This window comes from Robertmurraya sp. FSL R5-0851, assembly GCF_038002965.1.
Taxonomy (GTDB): Bacteria; Bacillota; Bacilli; order Bacillales; family Cytobacillaceae; genus Robertmurraya_A; species Robertmurraya_A beringensis.
The window spans coordinates 2465432-2487758 of sequence record NZ_JBBOOE010000001.1 but is presented as its reverse complement, the minus strand read 5'-3'; the positions used below and the strand labels follow the sequence as shown (position 1 = coordinate 2487758).

At 37.8% G+C, this 22327-nt stretch carries 24 protein-coding genes, 2 pseudogenes and 1 riboswitch; of the genes and pseudogenes, 18 read left to right on the top strand and 8 right to left on the bottom strand.

Features of this window, described 5'->3' with window-relative positions:
- Positions 1–25 precede the first annotated feature (25 nt).
- On the bottom strand, positions 26–742 hold the full coding sequence (locus tag MKX65_RS12650; RefSeq protein ID WP_160546728.1) for a UTRA domain-containing protein: 717 nt from the start codon (positions 740–742) through the stop codon (positions 26–28).
- Between the two features lie 90 nt (positions 743–832).
- Here MKX65_RS12650 and MKX65_RS12645 point away from each other — a divergent pair.
- From MKX65_RS12645 to MKX65_RS12635, 3 genes and pseudogenes are all read left to right on the top strand, one after another.
- Positions 833–1361, top strand: a pseudogene (locus MKX65_RS12645) (amino acid ABC transporter permease); the annotation flags it as partial.
- The gene (locus MKX65_RS12640) at positions 1354–2076 is read left to right on the top strand and encodes an amino acid ABC transporter ATP-binding protein (protein WP_340903872.1); all 723 of its coding nucleotides are present in this window, start codon (positions 1354–1356) and stop codon (positions 2074–2076) included. The pseudogene MKX65_RS12645 and the gene MKX65_RS12640, both read left to right, overlap by 8 nt.
- A 45-nt stretch (positions 2077–2121) precedes the next feature.
- Positions 2122–2910 carry a transporter substrate-binding domain-containing protein gene (locus MKX65_RS12635; RefSeq protein ID WP_160546727.1) on the top strand — a complete coding sequence of 263 codons (789 nt, stop codon included), beginning with the start codon at positions 2122–2124 and terminating at the stop codon, positions 2908–2910.
- Positions 2911–3043: 133 nt separating this feature from the next.
- Here the strand turns inward: MKX65_RS12635 and MKX65_RS12630 are convergent, their stop codons facing one another.
- A complete protein-coding gene (locus MKX65_RS12630) occupies positions 3044–3955 on the bottom strand; it encodes a LysR substrate-binding domain-containing protein (protein ID WP_160546726.1) in 912 nt (303 codons plus the stop codon).
- A gap of 147 nt (positions 3956–4102) precedes the next feature.
- Here MKX65_RS12630 and gdhA point away from each other — a divergent pair, with 147 nt between their 5' ends.
- Positions 4103–5485, top strand: a complete 1383-nt coding sequence (gene gdhA, locus MKX65_RS12625) for an NADP-specific glutamate dehydrogenase (protein WP_160546725.1) — start codon at positions 4103–4105, stop codon at positions 5483–5485.
- Between the two features lie 354 nt (positions 5486–5839).
- Here the strand turns inward: gdhA and MKX65_RS12620 are convergent, their stop codons facing one another.
- Complete coding sequence (locus MKX65_RS12620) at positions 5840–6679, bottom strand: PfkB family carbohydrate kinase (protein WP_160546724.1); 840 nt, start codon at positions 6677–6679, stop codon at positions 5840–5842.
- A 325-nt stretch (positions 6680–7004) separates the two neighbouring features.
- Positions 7005–7625 (bottom strand): helix-turn-helix transcriptional regulator, encoded by a 621-nt coding sequence (locus tag MKX65_RS12615; protein WP_340903870.1) that lies wholly within the window; start codon positions 7623–7625, stop codon positions 7005–7007.
- 212 nt (positions 7626–7837) lie between these two features.
- Here MKX65_RS12615 and MKX65_RS12610 point away from each other — a divergent pair, with 212 nt between their 5' ends.
- The 5 genes from MKX65_RS12610 to MKX65_RS12590 all read left to right on the top strand — a co-directional run bounded on the left by MKX65_RS12610 (position 7838) and on the right by MKX65_RS12590 (position 11819).
- The gene (locus MKX65_RS12610) at positions 7838–8455 is read left to right on the top strand and encodes a Fe-Mn family superoxide dismutase (RefSeq protein ID WP_160546870.1); all 618 of its coding nucleotides are present in this window, start codon (positions 7838–7840) and stop codon (positions 8453–8455) included.
- A gap of 195 nt (positions 8456–8650) precedes the next feature.
- Positions 8651–8857 carry a hypothetical protein gene (locus MKX65_RS12605; protein WP_160546723.1) on the top strand — a complete coding sequence of 69 codons (207 nt, stop codon included), beginning with the start codon at positions 8651–8653 and terminating at the stop codon, positions 8855–8857.
- 157 nt (positions 8858–9014) lie between these two features.
- On the top strand, positions 9015–9584 hold the full coding sequence (locus tag MKX65_RS12600; RefSeq protein WP_340903867.1) for a YitT family protein: 570 nt from the start codon (positions 9015–9017) through the stop codon (positions 9582–9584).
- Between the two features lie 88 nt (positions 9585–9672).
- Positions 9673–10539 (top strand): hypothetical protein, encoded by an 867-nt coding sequence (locus tag MKX65_RS12595; protein ID WP_340903865.1) that lies wholly within the window; start codon positions 9673–9675, stop codon positions 10537–10539.
- Positions 10540–10634: 95 nt separating this feature from the next.
- Positions 10635–11819 (top strand): LL-diaminopimelate aminotransferase, encoded by a 1185-nt coding sequence (locus MKX65_RS12590; RefSeq protein WP_160549315.1) that lies wholly within the window; start codon positions 10635–10637, stop codon positions 11817–11819.
- Between the two features lie 157 nt (positions 11820–11976).
- A riboswitch (cyclic di-GMP riboswitch) is annotated at positions 11977–12059 on the bottom strand.
- 5 nt (positions 12060–12064) lie between these two features.
- Here the strand turns inward: MKX65_RS12590 and sda are convergent.
- Both sda and MKX65_RS12580 read right to left on the bottom strand, forming a co-directional pair.
- Positions 12065–12379: a sporulation histidine kinase inhibitor Sda gene (gene sda, locus MKX65_RS12585; RefSeq protein WP_340903860.1), complete on the bottom strand. Its 315-nt coding sequence runs from the start codon at positions 12377–12379 to the stop codon at positions 12065–12067.
- 388 nt (positions 12380–12767) lie between these two features.
- Entirely contained in the window at positions 12768–13760 is a 993-nt protein-coding gene (locus MKX65_RS12580; RefSeq protein ID WP_160549316.1) for an MsnO8 family LLM class oxidoreductase, read from the bottom strand.
- A gap of 213 nt (positions 13761–13973) precedes the next feature.
- Between MKX65_RS12580 and MKX65_RS12575 the strand changes: the two are divergent.
- The 9 genes and pseudogenes from MKX65_RS12575 to MKX65_RS12535 all read left to right on the top strand — a co-directional run.
- Positions 13974–14693, top strand: a pseudogene (locus MKX65_RS12575) (MBL fold metallo-hydrolase); the annotation flags it as partial.
- A 411-nt stretch (positions 14694–15104) separates the two neighbouring features.
- A complete protein-coding gene (locus MKX65_RS12570; protein WP_160549317.1) occupies positions 15105–16199 on the top strand; it encodes a mechanosensitive ion channel domain-containing protein in 1095 nt (364 codons plus the stop codon).
- Between the two features lie 134 nt (positions 16200–16333).
- Entirely contained in the window at positions 16334–17179 is an 846-nt protein-coding gene (locus tag MKX65_RS12565; protein WP_340903855.1) for an STAS domain-containing protein, read from the top strand.
- Between the two features lie 243 nt (positions 17180–17422).
- Positions 17423–18901, top strand: a complete 1479-nt coding sequence (locus MKX65_RS12560; RefSeq protein ID WP_340903854.1) for a SulP family inorganic anion transporter — start codon at positions 17423–17425, stop codon at positions 18899–18901.
- A gap of 143 nt (positions 18902–19044) precedes the next feature.
- On the top strand, positions 19045–19188 hold the full coding sequence (locus MKX65_RS12555; protein WP_340903851.1) for a hypothetical protein: 144 nt from the start codon (positions 19045–19047) through the stop codon (positions 19186–19188).
- A 51-nt stretch (positions 19189–19239) separates the two neighbouring features.
- Positions 19240–19704: a DUF421 domain-containing protein gene (locus MKX65_RS12550; protein WP_340906244.1), complete on the top strand. Its 465-nt coding sequence runs from the start codon at positions 19240–19242 to the stop codon at positions 19702–19704.
- A 300-nt stretch (positions 19705–20004) separates the two neighbouring features.
- Positions 20005–20316, top strand: coding sequence for a hypothetical protein (locus MKX65_RS12545; RefSeq protein WP_340903850.1), 312 nt, complete (start codon positions 20005–20007; stop codon positions 20314–20316).
- 225 nt (positions 20317–20541) lie between these two features.
- On the top strand, positions 20542–20706 hold the full coding sequence (locus tag MKX65_RS12540) for a hypothetical protein (RefSeq protein ID WP_340903848.1): 165 nt from the start codon (positions 20542–20544) through the stop codon (positions 20704–20706).
- A gap of 6 nt (positions 20707–20712) precedes the next feature.
- Positions 20713–21210 carry a GNAT family N-acetyltransferase gene (locus MKX65_RS12535; protein ID WP_340903846.1) on the top strand — a complete coding sequence of 166 codons (498 nt, stop codon included), beginning with the start codon at positions 20713–20715 and terminating at the stop codon, positions 21208–21210.
- A gap of 37 nt (positions 21211–21247) precedes the next feature.
- On the opposite strand, the gene MKX65_RS12530 is transcribed toward MKX65_RS12535, so the two are convergent.
- On the bottom strand, positions 21248–21439 hold the full coding sequence (locus MKX65_RS12530; protein ID WP_119708017.1) for a hypothetical protein: 192 nt from the start codon (positions 21437–21439) through the stop codon (positions 21248–21250).
- Between the two features lie 31 nt (positions 21440–21470).
- Positions 21471–21992 (bottom strand): J domain-containing protein, encoded by a 522-nt coding sequence (locus MKX65_RS12525; RefSeq protein WP_340903841.1) that lies wholly within the window; start codon positions 21990–21992, stop codon positions 21471–21473.
- Positions 21993–22327: the final 335 nt, after the last annotated feature.

Genomic DNA, 22327 nt, shown 5'->3' with positions numbered 1-22327 from the left:
GAAGTGGAGAGCTATTCGGGTTTTTTTAACTAAACGTAAATTTATATCCTTCCCCAACGATGAGCTGGTTTCCGATATGAACAGGTTCGTGATTTTGATCAAAAATGACCGTTTTCATTAAAAACAAAGGCTCACCGGAAGGTACTTCTAACAACTGCGCTTCTTCCTCTAGTGCACGGACAATTTCTAACGATGTTTCACCAGGATTAGAAGGGTGAATATGGTGTTTTTCTTTTAATGTTTGATAAAGGGAGCCATCTAAGTTTTCATTTAATAAGAATTTATATTTGTTATAAGGGAAGTAGTTGTTTTCTAGCATTAATGGATTTTCTCCTGCATATCTGACACGTTGAATATAGACGACAAGATCATCAGGTTCCAACTGAAGCAATTGAATGACTTCCGGTTCCGGCTGAAGAATCTCTCGTTTGATCACCTTGCTGCTCGCTTTTACCCCGTTTGCTTCACAGGCTGCTGAAAAACTAATGAAATGGACGATCTTTCTTTCGATTTTCGGTTTGCTAACAAAGGTTCCTTTTCCTTGTTTTTTAATCAGGTAGCCTTCTTCAACTAATTCGGTAATCGCTTTTCTCACGGTGACTCTACTAATATCATATTTCTCGCTCAATTCCACTTCCGTGGGAATTTTTTCTCCAGACTTCAGCTTCTTATTGACAATCTCACTACGAATGGATTCCTTTAATTGAAGATACAGTGGAATCTTGTTCTCCTGGCTAAGCATTTATTTCACCTTCTTTATAAAAATGTATACGCTGTATTTGTAAAACGTATTGTATCATCTTACCCTGTGGAGTGCCACTCATTTGTCTTATTTACACTTGGGATTATCCTAACTTTATTTAAAATCAGTAAGTTTCGGCTGTTACGTTGGTTTGCCGATGGTTCTACAATTATTGATTATTTACTACGGATTGCCACAGATCATAGGGTTTGAAATCACGGCCTTTCCTGCAGCAGTTATCGCATTTGGAATGAACTCAGCCGCTTATATTTCTGAGATTATTCGCGCAGGAATTTTGGCTGTTGATAAAGGACAAAGTGAGGCATCTCTTGCTCTTGGAATCCCGTACCGTCCTATGATGAAGGATATCATCCTCCCGCAGGCAATGAAGAACATCTTGCCCGCACTAATGAATGAGTTTATTACTCTTACAAAGGAATCTGCAGTCGTAACAGTGATTGGTGCGATGGATGTGATGAGACGAGCGTATATCGTCGGTGGCCAAACGTATCGTTATTTTGAGCCACTTCTGATTGCGGGGATCATTTATTACATTTTGGTCATGGTTCTTACGATTTTTGGAAAAGCGATCAAGAGGAGAATGAGAAAAAGTGATTAAAGTAACGGACCTCGAAAAATCGTTTGGAAGAAATACGGTATTAAAAGGCATTTCAACAGAAATTAAAGAAGGCGAAGTGGTGGCCATTATTGGACCCTCTGGATCTGGAAAGTCGACATTTCTTCGGTGTATGAATCTACTAGAAACACCAACCAAGGGGGAAATTTGGTACCGGCAAACAGAGGTAACCGATCACAAAGTAGATATTATGAGTATTAGACAGAATATTGGAATGGTCTTTCAGCATTTCCACTTGTTTCCACATAAAACCGTTTTAGAAAATCTAACGTATGCACCAATGACCGTAAAAGGGATGACTAAGGAAGAGGCTGAAAAAATTGGCTTAAACCTCCTAAGTAAGGTAGGTTTAGCGGAAAAAGCAGCCGAATATCCAAATCGTTTATCAGGCGGTCAAAAACAACGTGTAGCTATCGCGAGAGCACTAGCGATGTCACCCGAAGTGATGCTTTTTGATGAACCTACCTCCGCACTCGATCCAGAGATGGTGAAGGAAGTGCTAGATGTGATGAAATCCCTTGTACAAACAGGAATGACCATGGCAATCGTTACCCATGAAATGGGATTTGCACGTGAGGTAGCGGATCGGGTGTTATTTTTGGATGATGGTAGATTAGTAGAAGATTCACCACCAGCAGAGTTTTTCTCCTCGCCAAAGAGCAACCGGGCAAAGGAATTTTTAGAAAAAATGCTATAAAAATATTCGTCCTGTACTTCTTCAGTAGAGAAGAGGGGTTTAACAATGAAAAAGTTTTATTCAGTATTTATGTTGGTGTTAGTGATGAGTATATTGGTTGCATGTGGAACGTCAAATCCTTCAACGTCTGGAAGTGAAGAACAGGATGAAACAGAGGAGAAAAAGGTATTAGTAATGGGAACGTCAGCTGATTTCCCGCCATTTGAATACATTGATACAGCAAAAAGCGAAGAAATTATTGGTTTTGATGTGGATATTATTCATGCGTTAGCTGAGAAATTGGGGTATGAAGTCGAAATTAAAGATATGGATTTTAGCGGATTAATCGCTGCCCTACAGGCCGGGAAAGTTGATTTCGTTATGTCAGGCATGGCGCCAACCGCAGAACGAAAACAAAATGTTGATTTTACTGACAGCTACTACCGTTCCGATTTGGTTTTATTATTTGAAGAAGATAGCAAGATCACAAATGCAGATGATTTAAGTGGGAAAGTTCTTGGAACTCAAGTGAATTCCTTCCAAGAAGAAGTAGCAAAAGAATTAAATGACACGGTGGATTTTACCCTTGAAACACGTGACCGCACGCCTGACTTAATACAAGAACTAAAATCGAAGCGATTTGACGCGGTGATTATGGAAGAAGCCGTTGCGATTGGGTATATGAGCACAAACGATAATCTCAAAACGATCTCCGTTCCCAATGGAGAAACACCTGGTACAGCCATTGCTTTTCCAAAGGGAAGCGAGTTAACAGAAGAATTTAACACGGCTTTAAAGGAAATGATGGATAGCGGGGAAATCGATGAACTGGTTGTGAAATGGTTTGTTGAGTAAATAGGGAAATGAGACTGGCTTCAAAATCGAGTATGTCCTGATTTTGAAGTCAGTTTTTTTATTTGACTATAATTATATTATGTTAACTAGTCGAGTGAGGGACGAATCTTATCTTTCGTCCCAATTATATATGCTACTTTTTAAACTCATTCAATCTTTCAAATGTTTCAAGCAAGAAATCATAAAACAGAGCTTCGGTAGGGAGTAGTTTCCGTTGGGTTGGATAGATTACGCCGACCGTTCTGGTCAGGCTGGCATCCGATAAGGGGATCATAACGGTGGATCGTGGGGTGTTATCCACCAGTGTCATCTCGGGCATCAAGGCGACACCTAATCCAGCCGAAACCAACCCTTTTAATGCATCAATGTCCTTTCCTTCGAAGGCAATTTTTGGTGAAAAACCAGCATCCTGACACCCCTGAACCACTTGTTCGCGAAAGATAAATCCTTCTGGTAGAACACAGAAAGAGTCATTCTTTAAGTCACGCAGTCGAATGGAATCTCGGTCCGCTAAGGGGTGGTGAAGTGGGATAAGAGCAACGATATTTTCTGTGAAAAGAATGTCTCCTTTGATTTTCCCTTCTTTTTCCTGATGGGGCATGGGAGCAATCATGGCTAAGTTGTATTCCCCATTGATAACACCATCGATTAAATCATAATAAAGGGCATTGCTCATATGAAACTTAGCATCCGGGTATCTGTTCCGAAAGGCATAAATAATAGAAGGTAAGGTATGTGCGGCCATACTAATGGGAAACGCAATTCGAACGGTTCCTTTTTCCGGATTAAGATATTCTTCTACTTCGCGCTTGGCATCCTCCATCATGTTCCACACTTGCTTCATTCGTTCATAAAAGATTCGACCTAAAGGGGTTAACCGTACACTTCTACCTTCTCGGATAAATAGTTCGACCCCCAATTCGTCTTCTAAATTGAATATTTGTCTGCTAACAGAAGACTGAGCAACATGTAAAGCATCGGCAGCTTCTGTGACATGTTCTCTTTTTGCTACTTCTAAGAAATATTGTATTTGCCTTGTTTCCATTTTTACCCGCTCCTGATTCATGCGTTTAATGCATGGATTTAATCGAATTTTGATATTGGAACTATTAATTACAAAATTATAAAATGAAAACACATTTAAGAAAAGAAAATATTCTTAACTTTATAATAGATTAGGGGCGAAATTTTTATGAAAGTGTTAGAAAAAGTAGAAGAAAGCCAAACGCAAACGGTAAAAGAGTATGTCAATCGTTTATTTACAAAGGTTCAAGAGAGCAATCCAAATGAAGGAGAATTCCAGCAGGCAGTAAAAGAAGTACTGGATTCTTTAGTACCCGTTCTTGTGAAAAATCCAGTATATATTAAACAAGCCGTATTAGAAAGAATGATTGAACCTGAGCGCTTGATTTCTTTCCGAGTTCCATGGGTAGATGACAATGGAAATGTAAAAGTCAATCGCGGATATCGTGTTCAGTTTAATAGTGCCATTGGACCTTATAAGGGAGGACTTAGATTTCACCCTTCTGTGAACGCGAGCATTATTAAATTCCTTGGCTTTGAGCAAATTTTTAAGAACTCTTTAACTGGGCAGCCGATCGGCGGTGGTAAAGGTGGATCTGATTTTGATCCTAAAGGAAAATCAGATTTTGAAATTATGCGTTTTTGCCAAAGCTTTATGACAGAGCTTAGTAAACATATTGGACCAGACACGGATGTTCCCGCTGGAGATATCGGAGTAGGGGCGAGAGAGATCGGTTATATGTTCGGTCAATATAAGAAACTAAGAGGCGCTTATGAGGCCGGCGTATTAACAGGAAAAGGAATTGGGTATGGTGGAAGCTTAGGCCGAAAAGAAGCAACTGGCTACGGTACGGTTTACTTTGTGGATGAAATGCTAAAAAGCAAAGGATATAGCTTTGATGGCAGTACGGTTGTGGTATCTGGATCAGGAAATGTTTCCATTTATGCGATGGAAAAAGCGATCCAATTCGGTGCAAAAGTGGTCGCATGTAGCGATTCATCAGGCTATGTTTACGATCCGAATGGAATTCAGTTAGATACCGTTAAACGCTTAAAAGAAGTAGAAAATAAAAGAATTTCTGAATATGTAAAGGAACATGCTGGTGCTATCTATCAAGAAGGTTGTTCAGGGATTTGGACCATTCCTTGCGATATTGCATTACCATGTGCGACGCAAAATGAATTAAATAAAGAAGCAGCAGAATTGCTAGTTTCGAATGGAGTAAAAGCGGTAGGTGAGGGAGCAAACATGCCTTCCACATTAGAAGCCGTTGAAATTTTTATCGAGAATCAGGTATTATTTGCTCCTGCTAAAGCAGCCAATGCTGGTGGAGTGGCTGTATCTGCATTAGAAATGGCGCAAAATAGTGCAAGATTAGCTTGGACACAAGAAGAAGTGGATCTTAAATTACAACAGATCATGAAGGATATCTATACAAAGAGTCAGAAGGCAGCCGAAGAATATGATGCACCAGGTAATCTGGTAGTCGGAGCGAATATCGCTGGGTTTGTAAAAGTAGCGGACGCGATGATCGCACAGGGAGTTATCTAATTATTACAGACAAAAGGTCACTATTAAGTGGCCTTTTTCTGTTTTAAGAGATGGAAAAAGAATATTCTTTGGAAAAGCAAAATATATAAGAAGTAATAGAAAAATGTATCCTTAAGGTGCTGATTCTTTGTATAGAAATAAAAATGTTAATTTATTTATTATTTTGCTGTTTATCTTGTTTATCGTTCTTTTGGTGCATGTGATTCTTCATGTTAAAGTTTATATAGTATACAGTGCTAGTATTGGTTCGATTTTCATGATCGGGCTAATCATTGTTCTTATCATATTACTTTATTTAAAAGGATAATAGAATGAAGAAAACTCGCCCTGAATATGAGCGAGTTTTTTGTGTTCCTATTCTTCATATTTTAATCCGTATCCAAACGCGCCTTCCACCATGCAGGTGGTTGCAGCAAACTCGGCTGCTTTACTTAGGGCTTCTTGGATTAATTCATCTTCTTCTGTACTCGCCGAATGACCAACATAGTTTAACAAAAACGCTGTAATAAACGAATCTCCCGCACCCAATGTGTCAACTGCTTCAACAAGCTTGGGAGCTTGAGTGTAAAAGCTTGTCCCGTTATATAAAATTGCTCCTTTTGATCCAAGAGTTCCAACGACGATTTGACTACCAAGGGAGTGAACTTTTTTAAGCAGTTCCTTCACTTTGATTTCGTCGAGATGGCTGCAAGATAGAAAGCTATAGGTCACAAAAGGGGCAACTTGCTCGATGTATTCTTCTGTAAAATCATCAGAAAAATCAAAAGAGATTGGAACGCCAGTTGATTTAATTTTTGGGAGCTCACGTTCTATGTAGCTATATTTACTGGAGTGAAGGAGCTGAAAACTTTTAATATATTCTAGGTCCTCAGCTGATAAAGGATAATTGCTTGTATTGCTGATGCCACCCTTATTGCTGCGAAGGAACACGCGATCTCCATCCACTAGGTCAACCATGGCATAGCCATTTTCACCTTCCATTACTTTGCAATGAGAAATGTCTACGCCGAGTTTTTTTAACGTGTCTTGATTATGCGCGGCTGCCAAATCTGTTCCGAAAATGCCCATAAAAGAAGAATCGCTTCCAAGCTGTTTGGCATAAACCGTAAAATTTAATGTGTTGCCACCAGGATACATCGTTTGTATATCAACATACTTATCTACGACATTATCTCCAAAACCAATGACTTTCATTTAAGTAATCCTCCCTATGCTCTATTCTAAAGAAACGTTATAAAACGTATTATAATACATTTGCACAGAAATTTCAGTAAATTTAAGAGGGAAATTAATTAAAAGCAAAAGAAAGGTTTATGACGTGAGGGGTAAAAAAACAGAAGTGAATGCGTCATAAGAATGGGGTTATGACGTGAGAGGTGAAAAAACAGAAGGAAATGCGTCATAAGAAAGAGTTTATGACGCGAGATCTTTAAAAAAGATATGGCCGCGTCATAAAACAATAGAATCGATATTCTTAAACGCAAAAGGGACTTACCAAGCTGCTGGTAAGGTCCCTTTTTTATTCACGAAACACAAATCGACAGTGGTCATCTCCATCTGTTTTGCAGCAAATCCGATCTACTTGTTTGGTACCTACCACGTTTTTGAACATGTCTGTTTCACATCGGCAAGCGATCATAAATTCTTTGGCTACCGCATAGATTGGACAGTTATACTCAATCATTTCATAGGAGTGTTCGTCCACTTGATTCACTTCGGTCATATAGCCTTTGTCATTTTGTAGTGTGGCGAGCTCTTTTATTTTTTCAGACAAATTCTTTTTCTCTTGAACCTTTAATTTATATTCATCCGTAATTCGTTTTTCTCTTTTATCAAATAAAAGCTGAATCGTTTCTTCTCCATGGAGTTCTTGGATATCTCGTAGAAACTCGACACTTATGCTTTCATAATTTTTTGGAAAAAGCTGTTCTCCTTTTTCGGTTAAAGAGTACATTTGAAGGGGACGGCCCAGGGGCTGCTTAACTTCTATCGATTGGATGAGATGATCTTTCTCAAGAATAGTTAAGTGCTTTCTGACAGCCATGTGGGTAATGTGTAACCGTTCGGTCAGCTCATTAACAGCCAGTGACACTTCCTTCTTCAATAAATCCAATATATGTTCTCTGGTGTTTTTACTCACGACTGTAACACCTCAATTCTATCGCAATATAAGACTTATTATACTATATAGTATAAATAATGAAAAGAAACGCTCCTATTTTGAAATAAATAAGAAAATTTTAGAAAAAAGATGATGCAAATACATTGAAAAATTTGAAAGATTGAGGTAAATTAAAAATATACTTTTTAAACCATAAAGTATAAAAAGAACAATTAAAGGGGATTGTTATGATGACAACTTACACATTACCAACATTAGCTTACGATTTTAATGCATTAGAGCCTCATATTGACCAGCAAACAATGGAAATTCATTACGGAAAGCATCACCAAACATATGTAAATAACTTAAATGCAGCTCTTGAAGGAAAAGCTGACCTTCAAGAAAAAGATTTAGAAAGCTTATTGAAAAACCTAAACGACGTGCCTGAAGCGATTCGAGGAGCGGTTAGAAATAACGGTGGTGGACATTTAAACCACACATTGTTCTGGGAAGTGATTGCGCCAGCAGGGAATGCTGTACCAAGCAGTGACTTAGCAGCAGCGATTGAAAAAGCATTTGGTAGCTTCGACAGCTTCAAAGCAGAATTTACAAAAGCGGCACTTACTCGTTTTGGATCTGGTTGGGCTTGGCTTGTGGTAAACGAACAAGGCGCTCTTGAAGTAACTAGTACACCAAATCAAGACAACCCAATCATGGAAGGCAAAGTGGCGATCCTTGGCCTAGATGTGTGGGAGCATGCGTATTACTTAAATTATCAAAACAGAAGACCAGATTATATTGAAAGCTTCTTCAACATCATTAACTGGGATGCTGTTTCAAGCAAGTTTGAGCAAGCAACTAAATAAGAAACATATACAGGAACAAAACGAGCGATGCTTATTTAAGCATCGCTTTTACTATTTCACCACTTGTTATGTTGTACTAGAGAAAAACAATAAATACCTGAATATGCTTTAGTAGAGGATGTAGTTATTTCCTATAATAAAAATGTTATGGAAGGTAATTATATTACAGTAGCAAATACAAAAGGAGTGATAGTCATGCCTCAAATTGATGTAAATCAGCTAAACCAAGCAAAAGCAAATGTAGCTCTCACGCAAGAATTATTAACAAAAGCAATTGAAAAAGCAAATTCTGATCCTACACTCGCTCAAGAAGCTATTAAGCAGGCATCAAACGAAATTTCGTCTGCTCTAAGTGCGGTAGCTCAGGTACAAAATACTTCACAAGCACAATCGACAGAATGATAAAATATTGAAGTTTTTTAAATCCCCATGACATTGTCAATGGGGATTTTATCGTAGGATACACTTATCAGTATTAAATTCTTGCCTAGTCTACATTTGTTTAACATTCTTAAACGATAAATCCTGTCATAATTATAGATTAAAATGACAGGAAAAGGTGATTATTATTTTCGAGAGATTTCTAGCTACTATTATCGGAAGCTTGTTATTAGGAATTGGAGTAAATGGATTCTTTGTTCCTAACCATTTAATTGATGGTGGAATACTTGGAATTGCCTTAATTATACATTACTTTTTTGATTTTCAGACAGGAATTACAATGGTGGCATTAAGTCTTCCAATATGTGTTTTTTCATCATTGAATGACAGGAATTATTTTTTTAATAATTTACAAGGGATGTTGGTCTCTTCTTTATTCATTGATTTGCTCGCTCCCCTTCGTTATCAATTTTTAGTTCCACACTTTCTAAGTGCATTAATTGGAGGAGTAATCATTGGAGTGGGTGTTGGTTTAATGCTCCGATATAAAACAAGTACTGGTGGAACGGATTTATTAGCAAAAATCATTTCAGAAACTTTTTCCTTTAATATAGCGCTTGTAATTATTTTTATTGATGGATTAATTGTTTTAGCAGGATTTACTGTGCTCGAATTAGAAAGTTTTATTAATTCATGCGTAGCTATAACAATAGTAGGACTAACAATTTCCTTAATAAATAGGAATTAGGACTGGTACTTATGAATCTTTAGGTAATTTTACGTTTCCTAAATATTTAATCTTTGGATGGAAAAGAATATGAAAAGTGAGGTGTGATATGAGAAACTTTTCATTATTTGTGATAATAGGAATTCTTATCTGTCTTTGCATTTTTCCGGTAGATTCTAAAGCAAATGAACAAAAGTATGACGATGATGATCTTCCGGTTAGCTTTGAAATTGAGATTCTTCCTTGGGAGGTCGCCAAAGACATCTTGCCAAAATATAAGAAATTTATCGTAATTGATGTCGAGACGGGGAAACAGTTTCAGGTTCAAAGACGATCGGGGAGCAGACATGCAGATGTTCAGCCTCTTACCACTAAAGATACAAAGATCATGAAGGAAGTATATGATGGAAAGTGGAGTTGGAAAAGAAGAGCGATTATCGTGAAGGTAGGAGATCAATTTATTGCTGCTTCTATGCATGGAATGCCTCACGGAGGAGGAGCACTCCAAAACGGATTTCCTGGACATTTTTGCATTCACTTTTATGGAAGCACCACTCATCGCTCAGGAAAGATGGATAAACTCCATCATCTAATGATCTTAAAAGCGGGCGGAAAAGAAGAAGAGTACCTACATACTGTTGATCCGTATGAAATGATCGAGTTTTTTGTTACAGGCTTAAAATATCAAGACCCACATTTACTAAAAGTAACGATTGCGGAAAATAAAACTTCTACAAAATTAAAGAAAATGGCCAAATCATTTACTTATTTCCGGATTACTTCTATGTCCTTTTTACCAGTGGAAGATCTGGAAGGGCAGCTGGTGCTAGAAGTTCCGGTAGAAGTAAAATATCACACAGATAAAAGTGGAAAAGTAACAAAGAATATAAGTATGATTTTAATAAAAAATAGTGTGATGGATCGGTGGAGAATTGACTCGGAGCATTTTTTCAATCAAATACAGGGGAAAAATTGAAAACCTACATGATTAGGTTTTCTTTTTTTGCTATACTAAAAAACAAACCATTTTAAAATGGTCGTATAGTTTTGAACAATAAGGAGACAACCCAAATGAAATTAAAGGCATCAGCTAAGATCGACAAACTAACAACCTCCATTTTTATAGACTTAGCCAATCGAAAACATGAACTATTGAATAGTGGGAAAGATGTGATCGATTTAAGTGTTGGTAGTCCTGATTTACCTCCATCGTCTTTGGTGATGGATACAATTGCTACATATAGTAAAGATCCAGCAAATTATGGATATACGCTAAAAGGAACGGCTGAGTTTAGTGAAGCGGTTAGTTATTTTTATAAAAATCGTTATGGAGTGGAGCTTAACTCGAGGGATGAAGTTCTTCAGCTCATGGGTTCACAGGATGGACTTTCACACTTGGCAACGGCGATGGTGAATCCGGGTGAATATGTGCTTGTACCTGATCCAGGTTATCCCATTTACGAGGCGAGTGTCACGATTGCGGGCGGAGCCGTGTATCCAATGCCCTTATTAGAAGAAAATGATTTTCTTCCTATTTTAGAGGACATACCGGAAGAGGTGTTAGCACAAACAAAAATGTTGATCTTGAGCTACCCAGGAAATCCAGTGACTGCCATTGCGGACAGGAGCTTTTTTGAAAAGTTAGTAGCTTTTGCGAAGAAGTATGACATTCTGGTGGTACACGATTTCGCTTATTCGGAACTTATTTTTGATGATCATCCTCAATTGAGCTTTATGTCTATTGAAGGGGCGAAAGAAGTGGGCATTGAATTCAATTCTTTATCGAAGACCTTTAATATGGCTGGCTGCCGAATTGGATATGTGGTCGGAAATGCTCAGGCATTACAAATTCTAGCCTCACTAAAATCACATATGGATTATGGAGTGTTTTTACCAATCCAAAAAGCAGCTGTAGCCGTATTAACTTCTGACTTTGCAATGCTTGCTGAACAAAAATACATATATGAAGACCGAAGAAATACTTTAATTCATGGACTGAACCAGGGCGGATGGGAAGTGAAAACTACTCCGGCAACGATGTTCATATGGACGAAAATTCCCCAAGGTTGGACCTCTCGCCAGTTTGCTTTTGAATTACTTGAACACGCGGGTGTGGCGGTTGTACCAGGAGATGCTTTTGGAGCAGGGGGAGAAGGATACGTGCGAATCGCATTAGTACAGCCTTCTGAAAGATTAGCAGAAGCCGCAACGAGAATTCAGAAGTTTTTACATACCTATCAACCTCAAACCAATTGATACCAAATCCCTATCATAGTAGGAACTTTACTACTTGTTAGGGATTTTTTGTTTTTAAAAAAATGGGAGTATGTGCATTTTGTAATATGAAAAAAACCTGTCCAATGCTTGGTAGTGGGTATAGTAAGTGTAGTGGTAATCAAAAAAGAGGAAGTTTCCTGGCGGCTCGGCTACCATAGCGATTGCGTTAGGCCCGTGGCTTTGCGTCTCTTATTTTCATAAGGTTTGCCTTTGCAGGATGGGGGTTATTTGATCTGTTCGGTTGCTAAATCAATGACAGACTGTAAAAGTTCAATGTCGATCCATATTTGCTCTCTTATCGCTTGATCTGTACATTTCGAATGGTCATCATGTAAAAGCTCTAATTCTTTTTTGAAATAAATCACATCAAGCGCATCTTGAAGACTTTGCTTTGATATAAGATCATGCTGTGAATACATCAACCTTCTTATCGCCTCATTTTTTAAAAATTGGATAAACTCTTTTTCTAAGTTAAACTTAATGGCTCGAATTATAATCGTTGATAATTGTTCATCATCTAGTCTTTGTAGCGAATTCATACGGAAATCCTTTCTAACATTCTACTAAATTAGTATATATAGGATAAGTTCATTAGTCCAAAGGTAACTGCATACACAAAAAGATATTTTTCGACAAAATCCGCAGGGGCTAATTATTCATGCGCGACATATATCATTACCCGTTATTGAAGAAATGTAGACATAAAAAAGCAAAAAAAATGTAGGGAAATTATGGTTAGAGTAAAATGGGTATTGTTATTACCCGGGGTTTCGTGGGTTGATGGGAATAAGTTGGCGTTTAGGACCTGAGATTTCCAGGAATTAGTGGAATGGGGGAACCAAGTTTGGATTTAGTGCCCGTGGTTTCCAGGAATTAGTGGAATGAGGGAGCTAAACATCAGCCTAGTCCCACGAATCCAAACTACAATCAAAGGAAAGCCTCCGCTAACAACGTATACGTCTCCATTTTATCCTGAAAGATATAAACATTATTAATAATCATAAATTCATCTGTACGATACCGTTCGCTTAACCTAAGTATGTCCTCTTTCACTTTCTGGGGTGTACCAATGATCATGCGTTTGCGATTTTCTTGGATTTTAACTATGTCTGCACTTGTTAGAGGAATTCGTTTTGCCTCCTCAATAGACATAATCTGAGTATCCAGTCCTTTTTCGATAGCTAAAAGCCACATGTCCTGGCTTAAAGCCAATTCTTCTGCTTTTTCCTGAGTGGATGCACAAACCACGAATACGCATACATTTGCTTTTGGTTTTTCGAGCAGAGGGGAGGGCTGGAAGTTTTCATAATAAAAGTTTAACGCCGATTGTCCGTTAACCGGAGTAATGAAATGTCCATACGTAAAGGCTGTCCCATATTCTGCAGCCAACCTTGCACCTCGGTGTGTAATTCCGAGCATCCAAATGTCAGGTACTCTTGAAGAAACGGGGTAGGCATTCACAGACTCATAAGGATGGTTGGCAGGTACGTCATTACGCAGAAAGGCTTGCAAATCCCTGAGTTGACGTGGGAATTCATTCAAACTTTTCCTTAGTCCATCTGTTAATGCGATTCGTGTGGTTGCAGCACCACCTGGAGACCGGCCGATTCCTAGGTCGATCCGGTTGGGAAATAAGGCTTCTAATACTTTAAAGTTTTCGGCAATTTTATATGGGCTGTATTGTGGGAGCAAAACACCGCCAGACCCGACAATTATTTGTTTTGTGCGCGAGGCAATATGAGAAATGAGCACTTCCGGAGAAGAGCCTGCGATTCCGTTTGAATTATGATGTTCGGCAACCCAAAACCGAGTATACCCTAATTCCTCGGTTAATTGCGCGAGTTTCAAGGTATTTCGTAGTGCAGTTGGGGCCGTTGCTCCTTTACTGATAACTGATTGATCAAGAACACTGAGTTTCAAAACATATCCTCCAACTGAATTAATTAATTCCACTTTAAATGATGTAGGACCATGAAGCAAGAAAAGTAACCCTTCAGCCACCTTTTACGTCAGTAGTAGAAATGAATATTTTTAGGGAGGAGATTTTTATTGAAGTATGTAAAAACAGTGGTCATCTTTTTGATAGTAGTCGCTAGTCTGTTCTTGGCAAATAGATTCATAACTTTTGGACCTCCGTCACCAGTTTCATGGGCTGGTACGAAACGGTTCCGCACAAACTTGCTTATTGAACCTGAAGCGTTCCCCAGTATCGATGCGATTGTAATTTCACATGACCACTATGATCATCTGGATTATTCATCTATTCGTAGATTAAAAGATAAGACACAAAGATTTATTGTACCGTTAGGGGTACGACGATGTTTAATGAATTGGGGTGTTCCTTCAGAAAAAATTACTGAGCATGCGTGGGGCGATGAAGTTCAGCTTGAGAATCTCACCCTAGCTTGTATGCCTGCAAGACATTTTTCCGGAAGAGGTTTATTTAATCGAAATTCTACTTTGTGATGTTCATGGGTGATAGCAGGTCGTGATACAAAGGTATACTGCAGTGGCGACAGCGGTTATGGTCCACACTTCAAGGAAATCGGTGAAACCTATGGACCTTTTGACGTAACTTTAATGGAATGCGGTCAATATGATGAGCGTTGGTCCCATATACATATGCTACCGGAAGAAACGGTACAAGCGCATCTTGATGTTCGTGGTCATTTGTTAATTCCTGTTCATTGGGGAGCTTTTACCCTAGCTTTCCATTCCTGGATTGATCCGGTTGAACGGGTTACGAAAGCGGCATCTCAGCATCAGGTGAGCATTGCGACTCCGAAAATTGGGGAAACCGTTTGCATAGGTAAGGATGAATGTCCGAGAACTCCTTGGTGGAGAGAGAAGTAGACGTATGTTTGCTTCTTTTTTAGTGTAACCGATCTATTTGACCCTCGTGTACGAGGAGAACTTCATCCAAGCATAAGATTTCGAGATTTCCATTTCCATAATCAAATACTACATGACACTTTAGACCTTTATAAAGGACTATTTCATAAATCAATTTCCACACACCTTTCCACGTATTATTTTTCAACACAAAAACTATTTTAACAACATCAGTCTGTAAATTAAACCATTTATTACCAACATTTTCAGTCAATATACTACAAATTTCAACGATTGCTTGTCGATGTTCGTTCGTCTACCTTCTTATATCCTTTTTTATAAACGAGACTTTTGTTGTATTCAAATCTCTTGGTGATGAGAGTAATATATGAGGATGTATGTGGTGAATTACAAAGAGAGAAGGTAAGTAAGATGGATTTTTTGTCGGTCCAACTCGACTATGATATGTTGAAAGATTTAGGGATTTCTATAGGAGTTTTGCTTTTATTTATCCTATTTAGAAACCTATTCACGAAGTATGTATTTCAATTGATTTTAAAATTGTCTAGAAAAACACCTACAGATTTCTTTACGCAAATATGCTTAAGCTTTGAACGTCCGATCGGCTTGTTATTTATCATTATCGGGTTGTATATCGCCATGGATTACTTCCCATTTATCGAGCAGCACAATGCGTTATTTTTAAAATTTTTACGATCAATGGTGATTGTGACCATTACGTGGGGATTATTTAATCTTTCTTCACCAACCACAGGAATTATTATGAGTGTGAATCAAAAGATTAATAATAAGATAGATTTGATATTGATTCCTTTTATCTCAAGAACGATTCGTGTGATTCTTGTTGCCATCAGTATCAGTATTATTGGTCAGGAGTTTGATTATGACGTAAATGGCTTGGTTGCAGGACTAGGACTAGGCGGACTAGCTTTTGCACTAGCCGCAAAAGAAGCGGTAGGCAACCTGATTGGCGGAATCGTGATTGTCACGGAAAAACCTTTTTCGATAGGAGATTGGATATTAACTCCTAGTGTCGAGGGAACGGTAGAGGATATCAATTTCAGAAGCACGAAGGTTCGGACGTTTAGTCAGGCGTTAGTAACGGTTCCGAATTCAACTCTAGCGAACGAACCAATCACCAACTGGAGTCGAATGGGGAAAAGACGGATTACTTTCCACTTAAGACTAAACTATAAATCTACTAAAGATCAAATTCAAAGAGTCGTTCAGCGAGTGGAGCATCTGCTGCGAAATCATGAGGATGTTCATCCGGATACGATTATGGTGGCATTCGATCAGTATAATGATAGTAGCCTTGATATCCTCTTATACTTTTTCACGAACACTACCGTCTGGGGAGAGCATGTGAAAATTAAACATGAAATCAATATAGCGATTATGGCGATTTTAGAAGACGAGGGAGTCGAAGTGGCGTTCCCTAGTAGAACGATTTATGTGTCACAGGAATCGAGTGACATGCTTCAAACCATGGGTTCGTTTGATTGAAAAAGAAGTTAAAAGACCAACCGTATATTTTTGCCGGTTGGCTCTTTTTTTATATCGCTCCACTCTTAAAGAAGGATTCTAACTGCTGGATGTTGAATTATTTATAGTGGCATACAGACAAGGAGACTACGAATGTGAAAAAGGAATTACGTTATATTGGAGAAAAGATTGTAAAAAATGAAGATATATTAGCTACCAGAATATCGGAGTTAATCGATTCGGATTATTCCTCCAGTTTAAGTAAAGCGGGAGCACCAGCTCAAGAGCTTCATGTATATAGAGGGGAACTGGTCAGATTCTTTGGTCAAGCATTATTCGAGGACAATGAGATCATTCAAGAGCACGTGATCCGTTGGGGGAAAAAGGCCGCTAAATTTGCGTTAAAATATCAGGTGACTTTAAGCAATGCCTTACGCGCTGTTAGCTTTTACCGAACCATTTTATGGGATGTATTTACCGATGAGTTAGCAGAAAAACAATTTGCAGCTATTACGATGCTTGATGTGTCTAAAATCATTGATCCTTTAATAGATAAAGTACTGCAAGTGATGAGTGAAGTGTATGAAAAGAGAAACACAGAATTAATGAAAATTGCTTATTCCGCTGTAGAGGAATTATCCGTTCCTGTTGTATCGGTCACCAGAGGGATTGCGGTGATTCCGCTTATTGGGACGATAGATACAAACCGAGCGCAATTAATCATGGAAACCGTACTCAATGAAGGATCACGTCTTCAGTTAGATTCACTAATTATGGATGTATCTGGTGTACCCATCATTGATACGATGGTAGCTGACCAGCTTTATAAAATTATCACGGCTTTAAAACTAAGTGGAATTGAACCGTTAATCACAGGTATTCGACCAGAATTGGCGCAAACGATAGTCAATATTGGATTAGATTTTAATGAGGTTATTACACAATCATCACTGGAGAATGCGTTAAAGCAATTAGGTTTTTCGGTAGAAAAAAGCCGGTAACTTACATACGAAATCAGGTAGCCCTGATTGGTCCATACACCAATCAGGGTCTTTTTTATTAAAATTTAAGGTTTGTTGTGTTTATCCAAATAATATAGAGATTTCACGAGCAATTAAAAGATGATTGCGCTTTCTTAACATTTCACAATTTCATCACATTCTTATATACTTGTTTCTGTTAAAAACGGCCCAGACTTTCATGAGAGTTGAAAGTCACTACAAATAAAAAAGAAGAGGTGCTTCATGAATTTAAACACAATTAAATATGAATGGTTTGGGAACATCAAAGGAGATGTGTTGGCAGGATTAGTCGTTGCTATGGCTCTGATCCCAGAGGCGATTGCCTTCTCAATTATTGCAGGAGTAGATCCGATGATTGGATTGTATGCGTCCTTCTGTATTGCTGTTGTGATTGCGTTTGTTGGGGGAAGACCAGGGATGATATCTGCGGCAACTGGTGCTACCGCCTTACTGATGACCACATTAGTGGCTGAACATGGACTACAATACCTGTTGGCAGCGACGATTTTGACAGGTATTATTCAAATTGTCATGGGTGTACTGAAACTAGGGAAACTGATGAAATTTGTTCCTCGATCCGTAATGGTAGGTTTTGTTAATGCGTTAGCAATCCTTATTTTCACGAGCCAATTAACACACTTTGTTGGAGAATCTTGGGCGATGTATGCAATGGTAGCGGGGGCATTAGCGATTATTTATATTCTCCCACGATTTACAAAGGCTGTTCCATCTCCATTGGTGGCGATCGTTGTCATTTCTGCTATTGCTATCTTTACAGGTAGTGGTGTTCGTACGATTGGAGATATGGGTGAATTAACACAAGCTTTACCTATGTTTTTACTGCCGGATATTCCATTAACGTTTGAGACGTTGCAAATCATTTTCCCGTACTCACTTTCGATTGCGATTGTTGGTTTAGTGGAATCCTTGCTAACAGCAACGATCGTTGATGATATGACGGATACGAAAAGTGATAAAAACAAAGAGGCACGTGGTCAAGGGATTGCCAATATCATATCAGGCCTGTTCGGTGGAATGGCTGGATGTGCGATGATTGGTCAATCGGTGATCAATGTAAAATCGGGTGGACGTGGCCGACTCTCTGCTTTTGTGGCAGGCGTGTTCTTAATGATTTTGATCCTAGTGTTAAATGACTTCCTTGTTCAAATTCCGATGGCAGCGCTAGTGGGTGTAATGATCATGGTGTCTATTGGGACATTTGATTGGGGTTCAGTGAAATCTCTTCACAAAACTCCGATTACTGATACGATTGTAATGGTCGCGACCGTTACTACGGTATTAATGACACATGACTTATCAAAAGGAGTTTTGGTAGGTATCATTTTAAGTGCAATTTTCTTCGCGTCAAAAATTTCTAAGGTAAAAGTTACGACTCTTGCCTCAGATCATTCTAATAAGAAATTCTACCGAGTATCTGGTCAGCTCTTCTTTGCATCTGTCACAGACTTTGTTGAACACTTCAACTTCAATGACCATGTGAAAGAAGTGAATATTGACTTAACGGAAGCTCATTTATGGGATGATTCCGCAGTTGGTGCAATTGATAAAATCGTCATTAAATACCATCAAAACGGAGCTAAAGTGAATCTAGTAGGATTGAATAAAGAAAGCAATAAATTAATCGATAAAGTAGCCGTTCATAACAAACCAGGTGGACTAGAGAAAGTCGTAGGACATTAAAGAGAAACCGCAAAGCGATTCATGCTTTGCGGTTTTTTTGTATCAAGCTTCGAAGAAAGATTATGACTACTAACATGCTTAATAATTCCTCTTCTACTTGGAGAAACTAACAGTATTCATGATAAAAAAATGGAGGAATCATTTTGGGCGTTGAAGCGGAACAGATTCAGTATGGTGAGAACTGCAAAAAGGAGACTCTTCACAAAACCTATGAAGATGCGATGGAAATTACTTATCGTTGTACACGGTGTGAGGTAGAGTTGGAGGTATTTAAATCCTTTTTCTGATGGGGAATAGCGGGGCTTTAATAACAGGTAAGGTAGTAGAAAGGTGATCTCCTGATTTATATAACGGAATTTACGACCCAGAAATCCCTAAGACTGCGACTATTTTTAGAGGGAAAACCATCCTTTATCATACATGAAGGAAAATTAGATTGGAAAGAATTGAAGAGGAATCACCTTGATATTAATCAACTTCAACAATTGCTGCGATCTAAGGATGTATTTTCCTTACGAGACGTTGAATATGCCATTTTAGAACCAAATGGCTCGATAAGTATCTTAAAGAAACAAGAGGCCGATAAACCTACATATAAAGATTTTAACTTGAAAATAACCAAACGAATGGTACCTTTGACGATCATCAGTGATGGGGAAGTCATTATGGAACATTTAGAAGAATCTGGTATGGACTATAAAGGGTTAATCAAACGCCTCAATGAAAGAAATATATCTTCAGTGAAAGAAGTGGCATATGCGGTATGGGAATCAGATAAAGATTTGTTCCTTCAGGTATATTAATGGTTTTAGGTTTAAACCCCTGTCAATGAACATGACAGGGGTTAGCTCTTTTTATTCGCTATCAGTCTCTTTCTTTAATTTTTCCATTTTCATTGCCTCCTCAATAGTGTCTAGGTAACTTACAAACCTATCATACATTAGAAAATGCGAGAGAATGTCCAAGTTACCAATTATTTACACAATCAAGGATCAATATTTAACTTTTTAATATTGTGTAAACAAAATTTTCAATCCATCCATATTCTAAGACTTATGTAAGGTCATACTATTCTTAAAAATAAATTCTAAAGGAGAGGTACTATGCCAAGAAAGTCTGCACAAACGGAAGAAGAGACAGAAATAGAAAAAATTATCCATTTGAAGAGTAATCAACCGAACAAAGACGAGAGCCTTTCACATATGTTAGCAGCAGTATTGGAATATATATCAGATGAAGAAGTAGAAGAAATAGATTTTGAATACATATTGGACCATACAGAAGGTCTCAGAAAATGGTGGGAGCAATATCAAGAAAACAATAGGAAAAAAATTGAGGAAGAAATAAAAAATTCTCTAAGTGAACTCTCCTTTGAGGAGCTTCAAAAAATCCGTGAACAGATCAAAGAGAAATAAGATAGTAAAGCCATCTGCATTCCTTTTTTAGGGATGCTTTTTTTGTATTGAAGCCCTCAAATTCACCAAATTATCAAAGCATTGCAAACCAGCGAATTTTACTCGATAACTATATTTAAAGAAAAGTTGAACGCCTTTTGATAAGTAAGGGGGATTAGTTTGAAAAAGCTGTTAAGTACTTTAATTATAATCCAACTATTTATATCAATAACCGGGTGTAGTGTAATGGAACCGAAAAGTGGAGTATCCATGGAAATGATTGCATACAACAGTCTTACAGATGAAGGAAAGAAACTGATTCCAGTTAGCCCGAAAGACTCAAGTGTTGAGAAGGTGGCTGTTAGTCAAGAAATCGTATCCATGGTGGATTATGAAATAAGTAAGAGGTGATAAACCATGAAGATTACTTTAAGAAATGTTCAATCAACTGATCTAGAACATCTTTTATTGATTGAGAATGAAGGATTTTCTAAAGAAGAAGCTGCCACGAAAGAAGCATTTGTAGAGAGAATTGAGTTAATTCCTGACACGTTTATTGTGGCAGAAAAAGAAGGGGATATCCTTGGGTATATTAATGGCCCTATTATTAATCAGCCTTACATAACAGATGATCTTTTTGAGAAAATCAAGAAGAACCCGACAAGAGGAGGATATCAGAGCATTTTAGGATTAGCCGTGTCCACAATGGCAAGAAATCTAGGAATAGCAAGAATCTTAATGAATAAAATAGAAGAGCTTGTACTAGAAAACGAGAGAGAAGGTATCACCTTAACATGTAAAGAAGATTTAGTAACTTTTTATGAAAAATTAGGCTTTGTTAATCACGGAATATCCCAATCACAACATGGAGGAGTACGGTGGTATAACATGGTCAAACATATCACTCTCAAATAAAAAAGGAGGACATCTTCAAAAAATGTCCTCTGAGTACTTATCGTTGATTCGTATGAGTAGGACTTGATAGCGAGTAACTTTTAATCATTTTTTGTAAATTAAGATGTCCTTCTCTTAATTTAATGGTTTCTTGAAGGATTTTCTGGAATCCTTCCAAATCACGATCAGATGCATTTAATACAGATTTAGGTATCGCCTCTACAAGTTGTTGTAAATTTAAGTCTGCCATAAAATGACCACCTTTCTTTATTTTTATAAAATTACTTAAAATTCATTTTTTCGTAGTGTTCATAAAACACTTTAAATAGTCTTTCATCCCCACCACGATCTGGATGAAGGAACTTAAGTAGTTTTTTTAGCTCTTTTTTCATGAAGTCCTTGTCAGCATCCTCTTCAACCCCTAATAGGGAGTGGATGGAATAAGGGGCAGGCGTGAATAATGAATTTTCTGATCGGACCATTTTTTTCAATGAACGAACCTTGGCTCGTTCAATTCGTAGAGTTATTTCTAGTTCTTCCATTTTTTCTTTTAATCTGGTATTTTCCTGAAATGTTTTTTCCCAATGCTCATAATCGACGCCGAATTGTTGACTCAATCTCTCATTTTTCTTTTCAACAATAAAAGTGGCTAAATCGAAAGGGTCGATAGAAAAGTTTATATTTAAATCTTTTGTTCTTTTGGCCCTTATTTTCCCATCGAGAATCCAACGAATCAACGTTTCTTCACTATCCGCGATGCCTTCACTCCGAAGTAATTCAGTAGTTTCTTTTACATTTAACATAGTATCAACTCTTTAATCTTACTTGTAAATTTAATGTATCATAGGATTCACTATTACAAATTTACAGGTTTGTTTAAATTAGATGATAAATGTAACTAATATAACGATTGTATTAAATTTTAAAGATAGAAGAGGGAGATTATGATCTTTATTATCATATAAATGGAAAAAATTAATGTTTATAGTAAAATTAGGGAGAGTAGTAAGGCGGTGGGTGGTTCTATGCATGTATACGAAACTCTTACTATATTACATGCTGTTTGATGGTTTACATATGTTAGAGAAGGTGGAGGAACGGCATCTGTCATTCCTTTCTAGCATTTTGGAACGACTAT

What these genes read in the sequence shown, in the direction of transcription:
- MKX65_RS12650 (WP_160546728.1), bottom strand. Translation starts at nt 742, where the DNA reads ATGCTTAGCCAGGAGAACAAGATTCCACTGTATCTTCAATTAAAGGAA.
- MKX65_RS12635 (WP_160546727.1), top strand. Translation starts at nt 2,122, where the DNA reads ATGAAAAAGTTTTATTCAGTATTTATGTTGGTGTTAGTGATGAGTATA.
- MKX65_RS12630 (WP_160546726.1), bottom strand. Translation starts at nt 3,955, where the DNA reads ATGGAAACAAGGCAAATACAATATTTCTTAGAAGTAGCAAAAAGAGAA.
- gdhA (WP_160546725.1), top strand. Translation starts at nt 4,103, where the DNA reads ATGAAAGTGTTAGAAAAAGTAGAAGAAAGCCAAACGCAAACGGTAAAA.
- MKX65_RS12620 (WP_160546724.1), bottom strand. Translation starts at nt 6,679, where the DNA reads ATGAAAGTCATTGGTTTTGGAGATAATGTCGTAGATAAGTATGTTGAT.
- MKX65_RS12610 (WP_160546870.1), top strand. Translation starts at nt 7,838, where the DNA reads ATGACAACTTACACATTACCAACATTAGCTTACGATTTTAATGCATTA.
- MKX65_RS12605 (WP_160546723.1), top strand. Translation starts at nt 8,651, where the DNA reads ATGCCTCAAATTGATGTAAATCAGCTAAACCAAGCAAAAGCAAATGTA.
- MKX65_RS12595 (WP_340903865.1), top strand. Translation starts at nt 9,673, where the DNA reads ATGAGAAACTTTTCATTATTTGTGATAATAGGAATTCTTATCTGTCTT.
- MKX65_RS12590 (WP_160549315.1), top strand. Translation starts at nt 10,635, where the DNA reads ATGAAATTAAAGGCATCAGCTAAGATCGACAAACTAACAACCTCCATT.
- sda (WP_340903860.1), bottom strand. Translation starts at nt 12,379, where the DNA reads ATGAATTCGCTACAAAGACTAGATGATGAACAATTATCAACGATTATA.
- MKX65_RS12570 (WP_160549317.1), top strand. Translation starts at nt 15,105, where the DNA reads ATGGATTTTTTGTCGGTCCAACTCGACTATGATATGTTGAAAGATTTA.
- MKX65_RS12560 (WP_340903854.1), top strand. Translation starts at nt 17,423, where the DNA reads ATGAATTTAAACACAATTAAATATGAATGGTTTGGGAACATCAAAGGA.
- MKX65_RS12545 (WP_340903850.1), top strand. Translation starts at nt 20,005, where the DNA reads ATGCCAAGAAAGTCTGCACAAACGGAAGAAGAGACAGAAATAGAAAAA.
- MKX65_RS12540 (WP_340903848.1), top strand. Translation starts at nt 20,542, where the DNA reads ATGGAACCGAAAAGTGGAGTATCCATGGAAATGATTGCATACAACAGT.
- MKX65_RS12535 (WP_340903846.1), top strand. Translation starts at nt 20,713, where the DNA reads ATGAAGATTACTTTAAGAAATGTTCAATCAACTGATCTAGAACATCTT.
- MKX65_RS12530 (WP_119708017.1), bottom strand. Translation starts at nt 21,439, where the DNA reads ATGGCAGACTTAAATTTACAACAACTTGTAGAGGCGATACCTAAATCT.
- MKX65_RS12525 (WP_340903841.1), bottom strand. Translation starts at nt 21,992, where the DNA reads ATGTTAAATGTAAAAGAAACTACTGAATTACTTCGGAGTGAAGGCATC.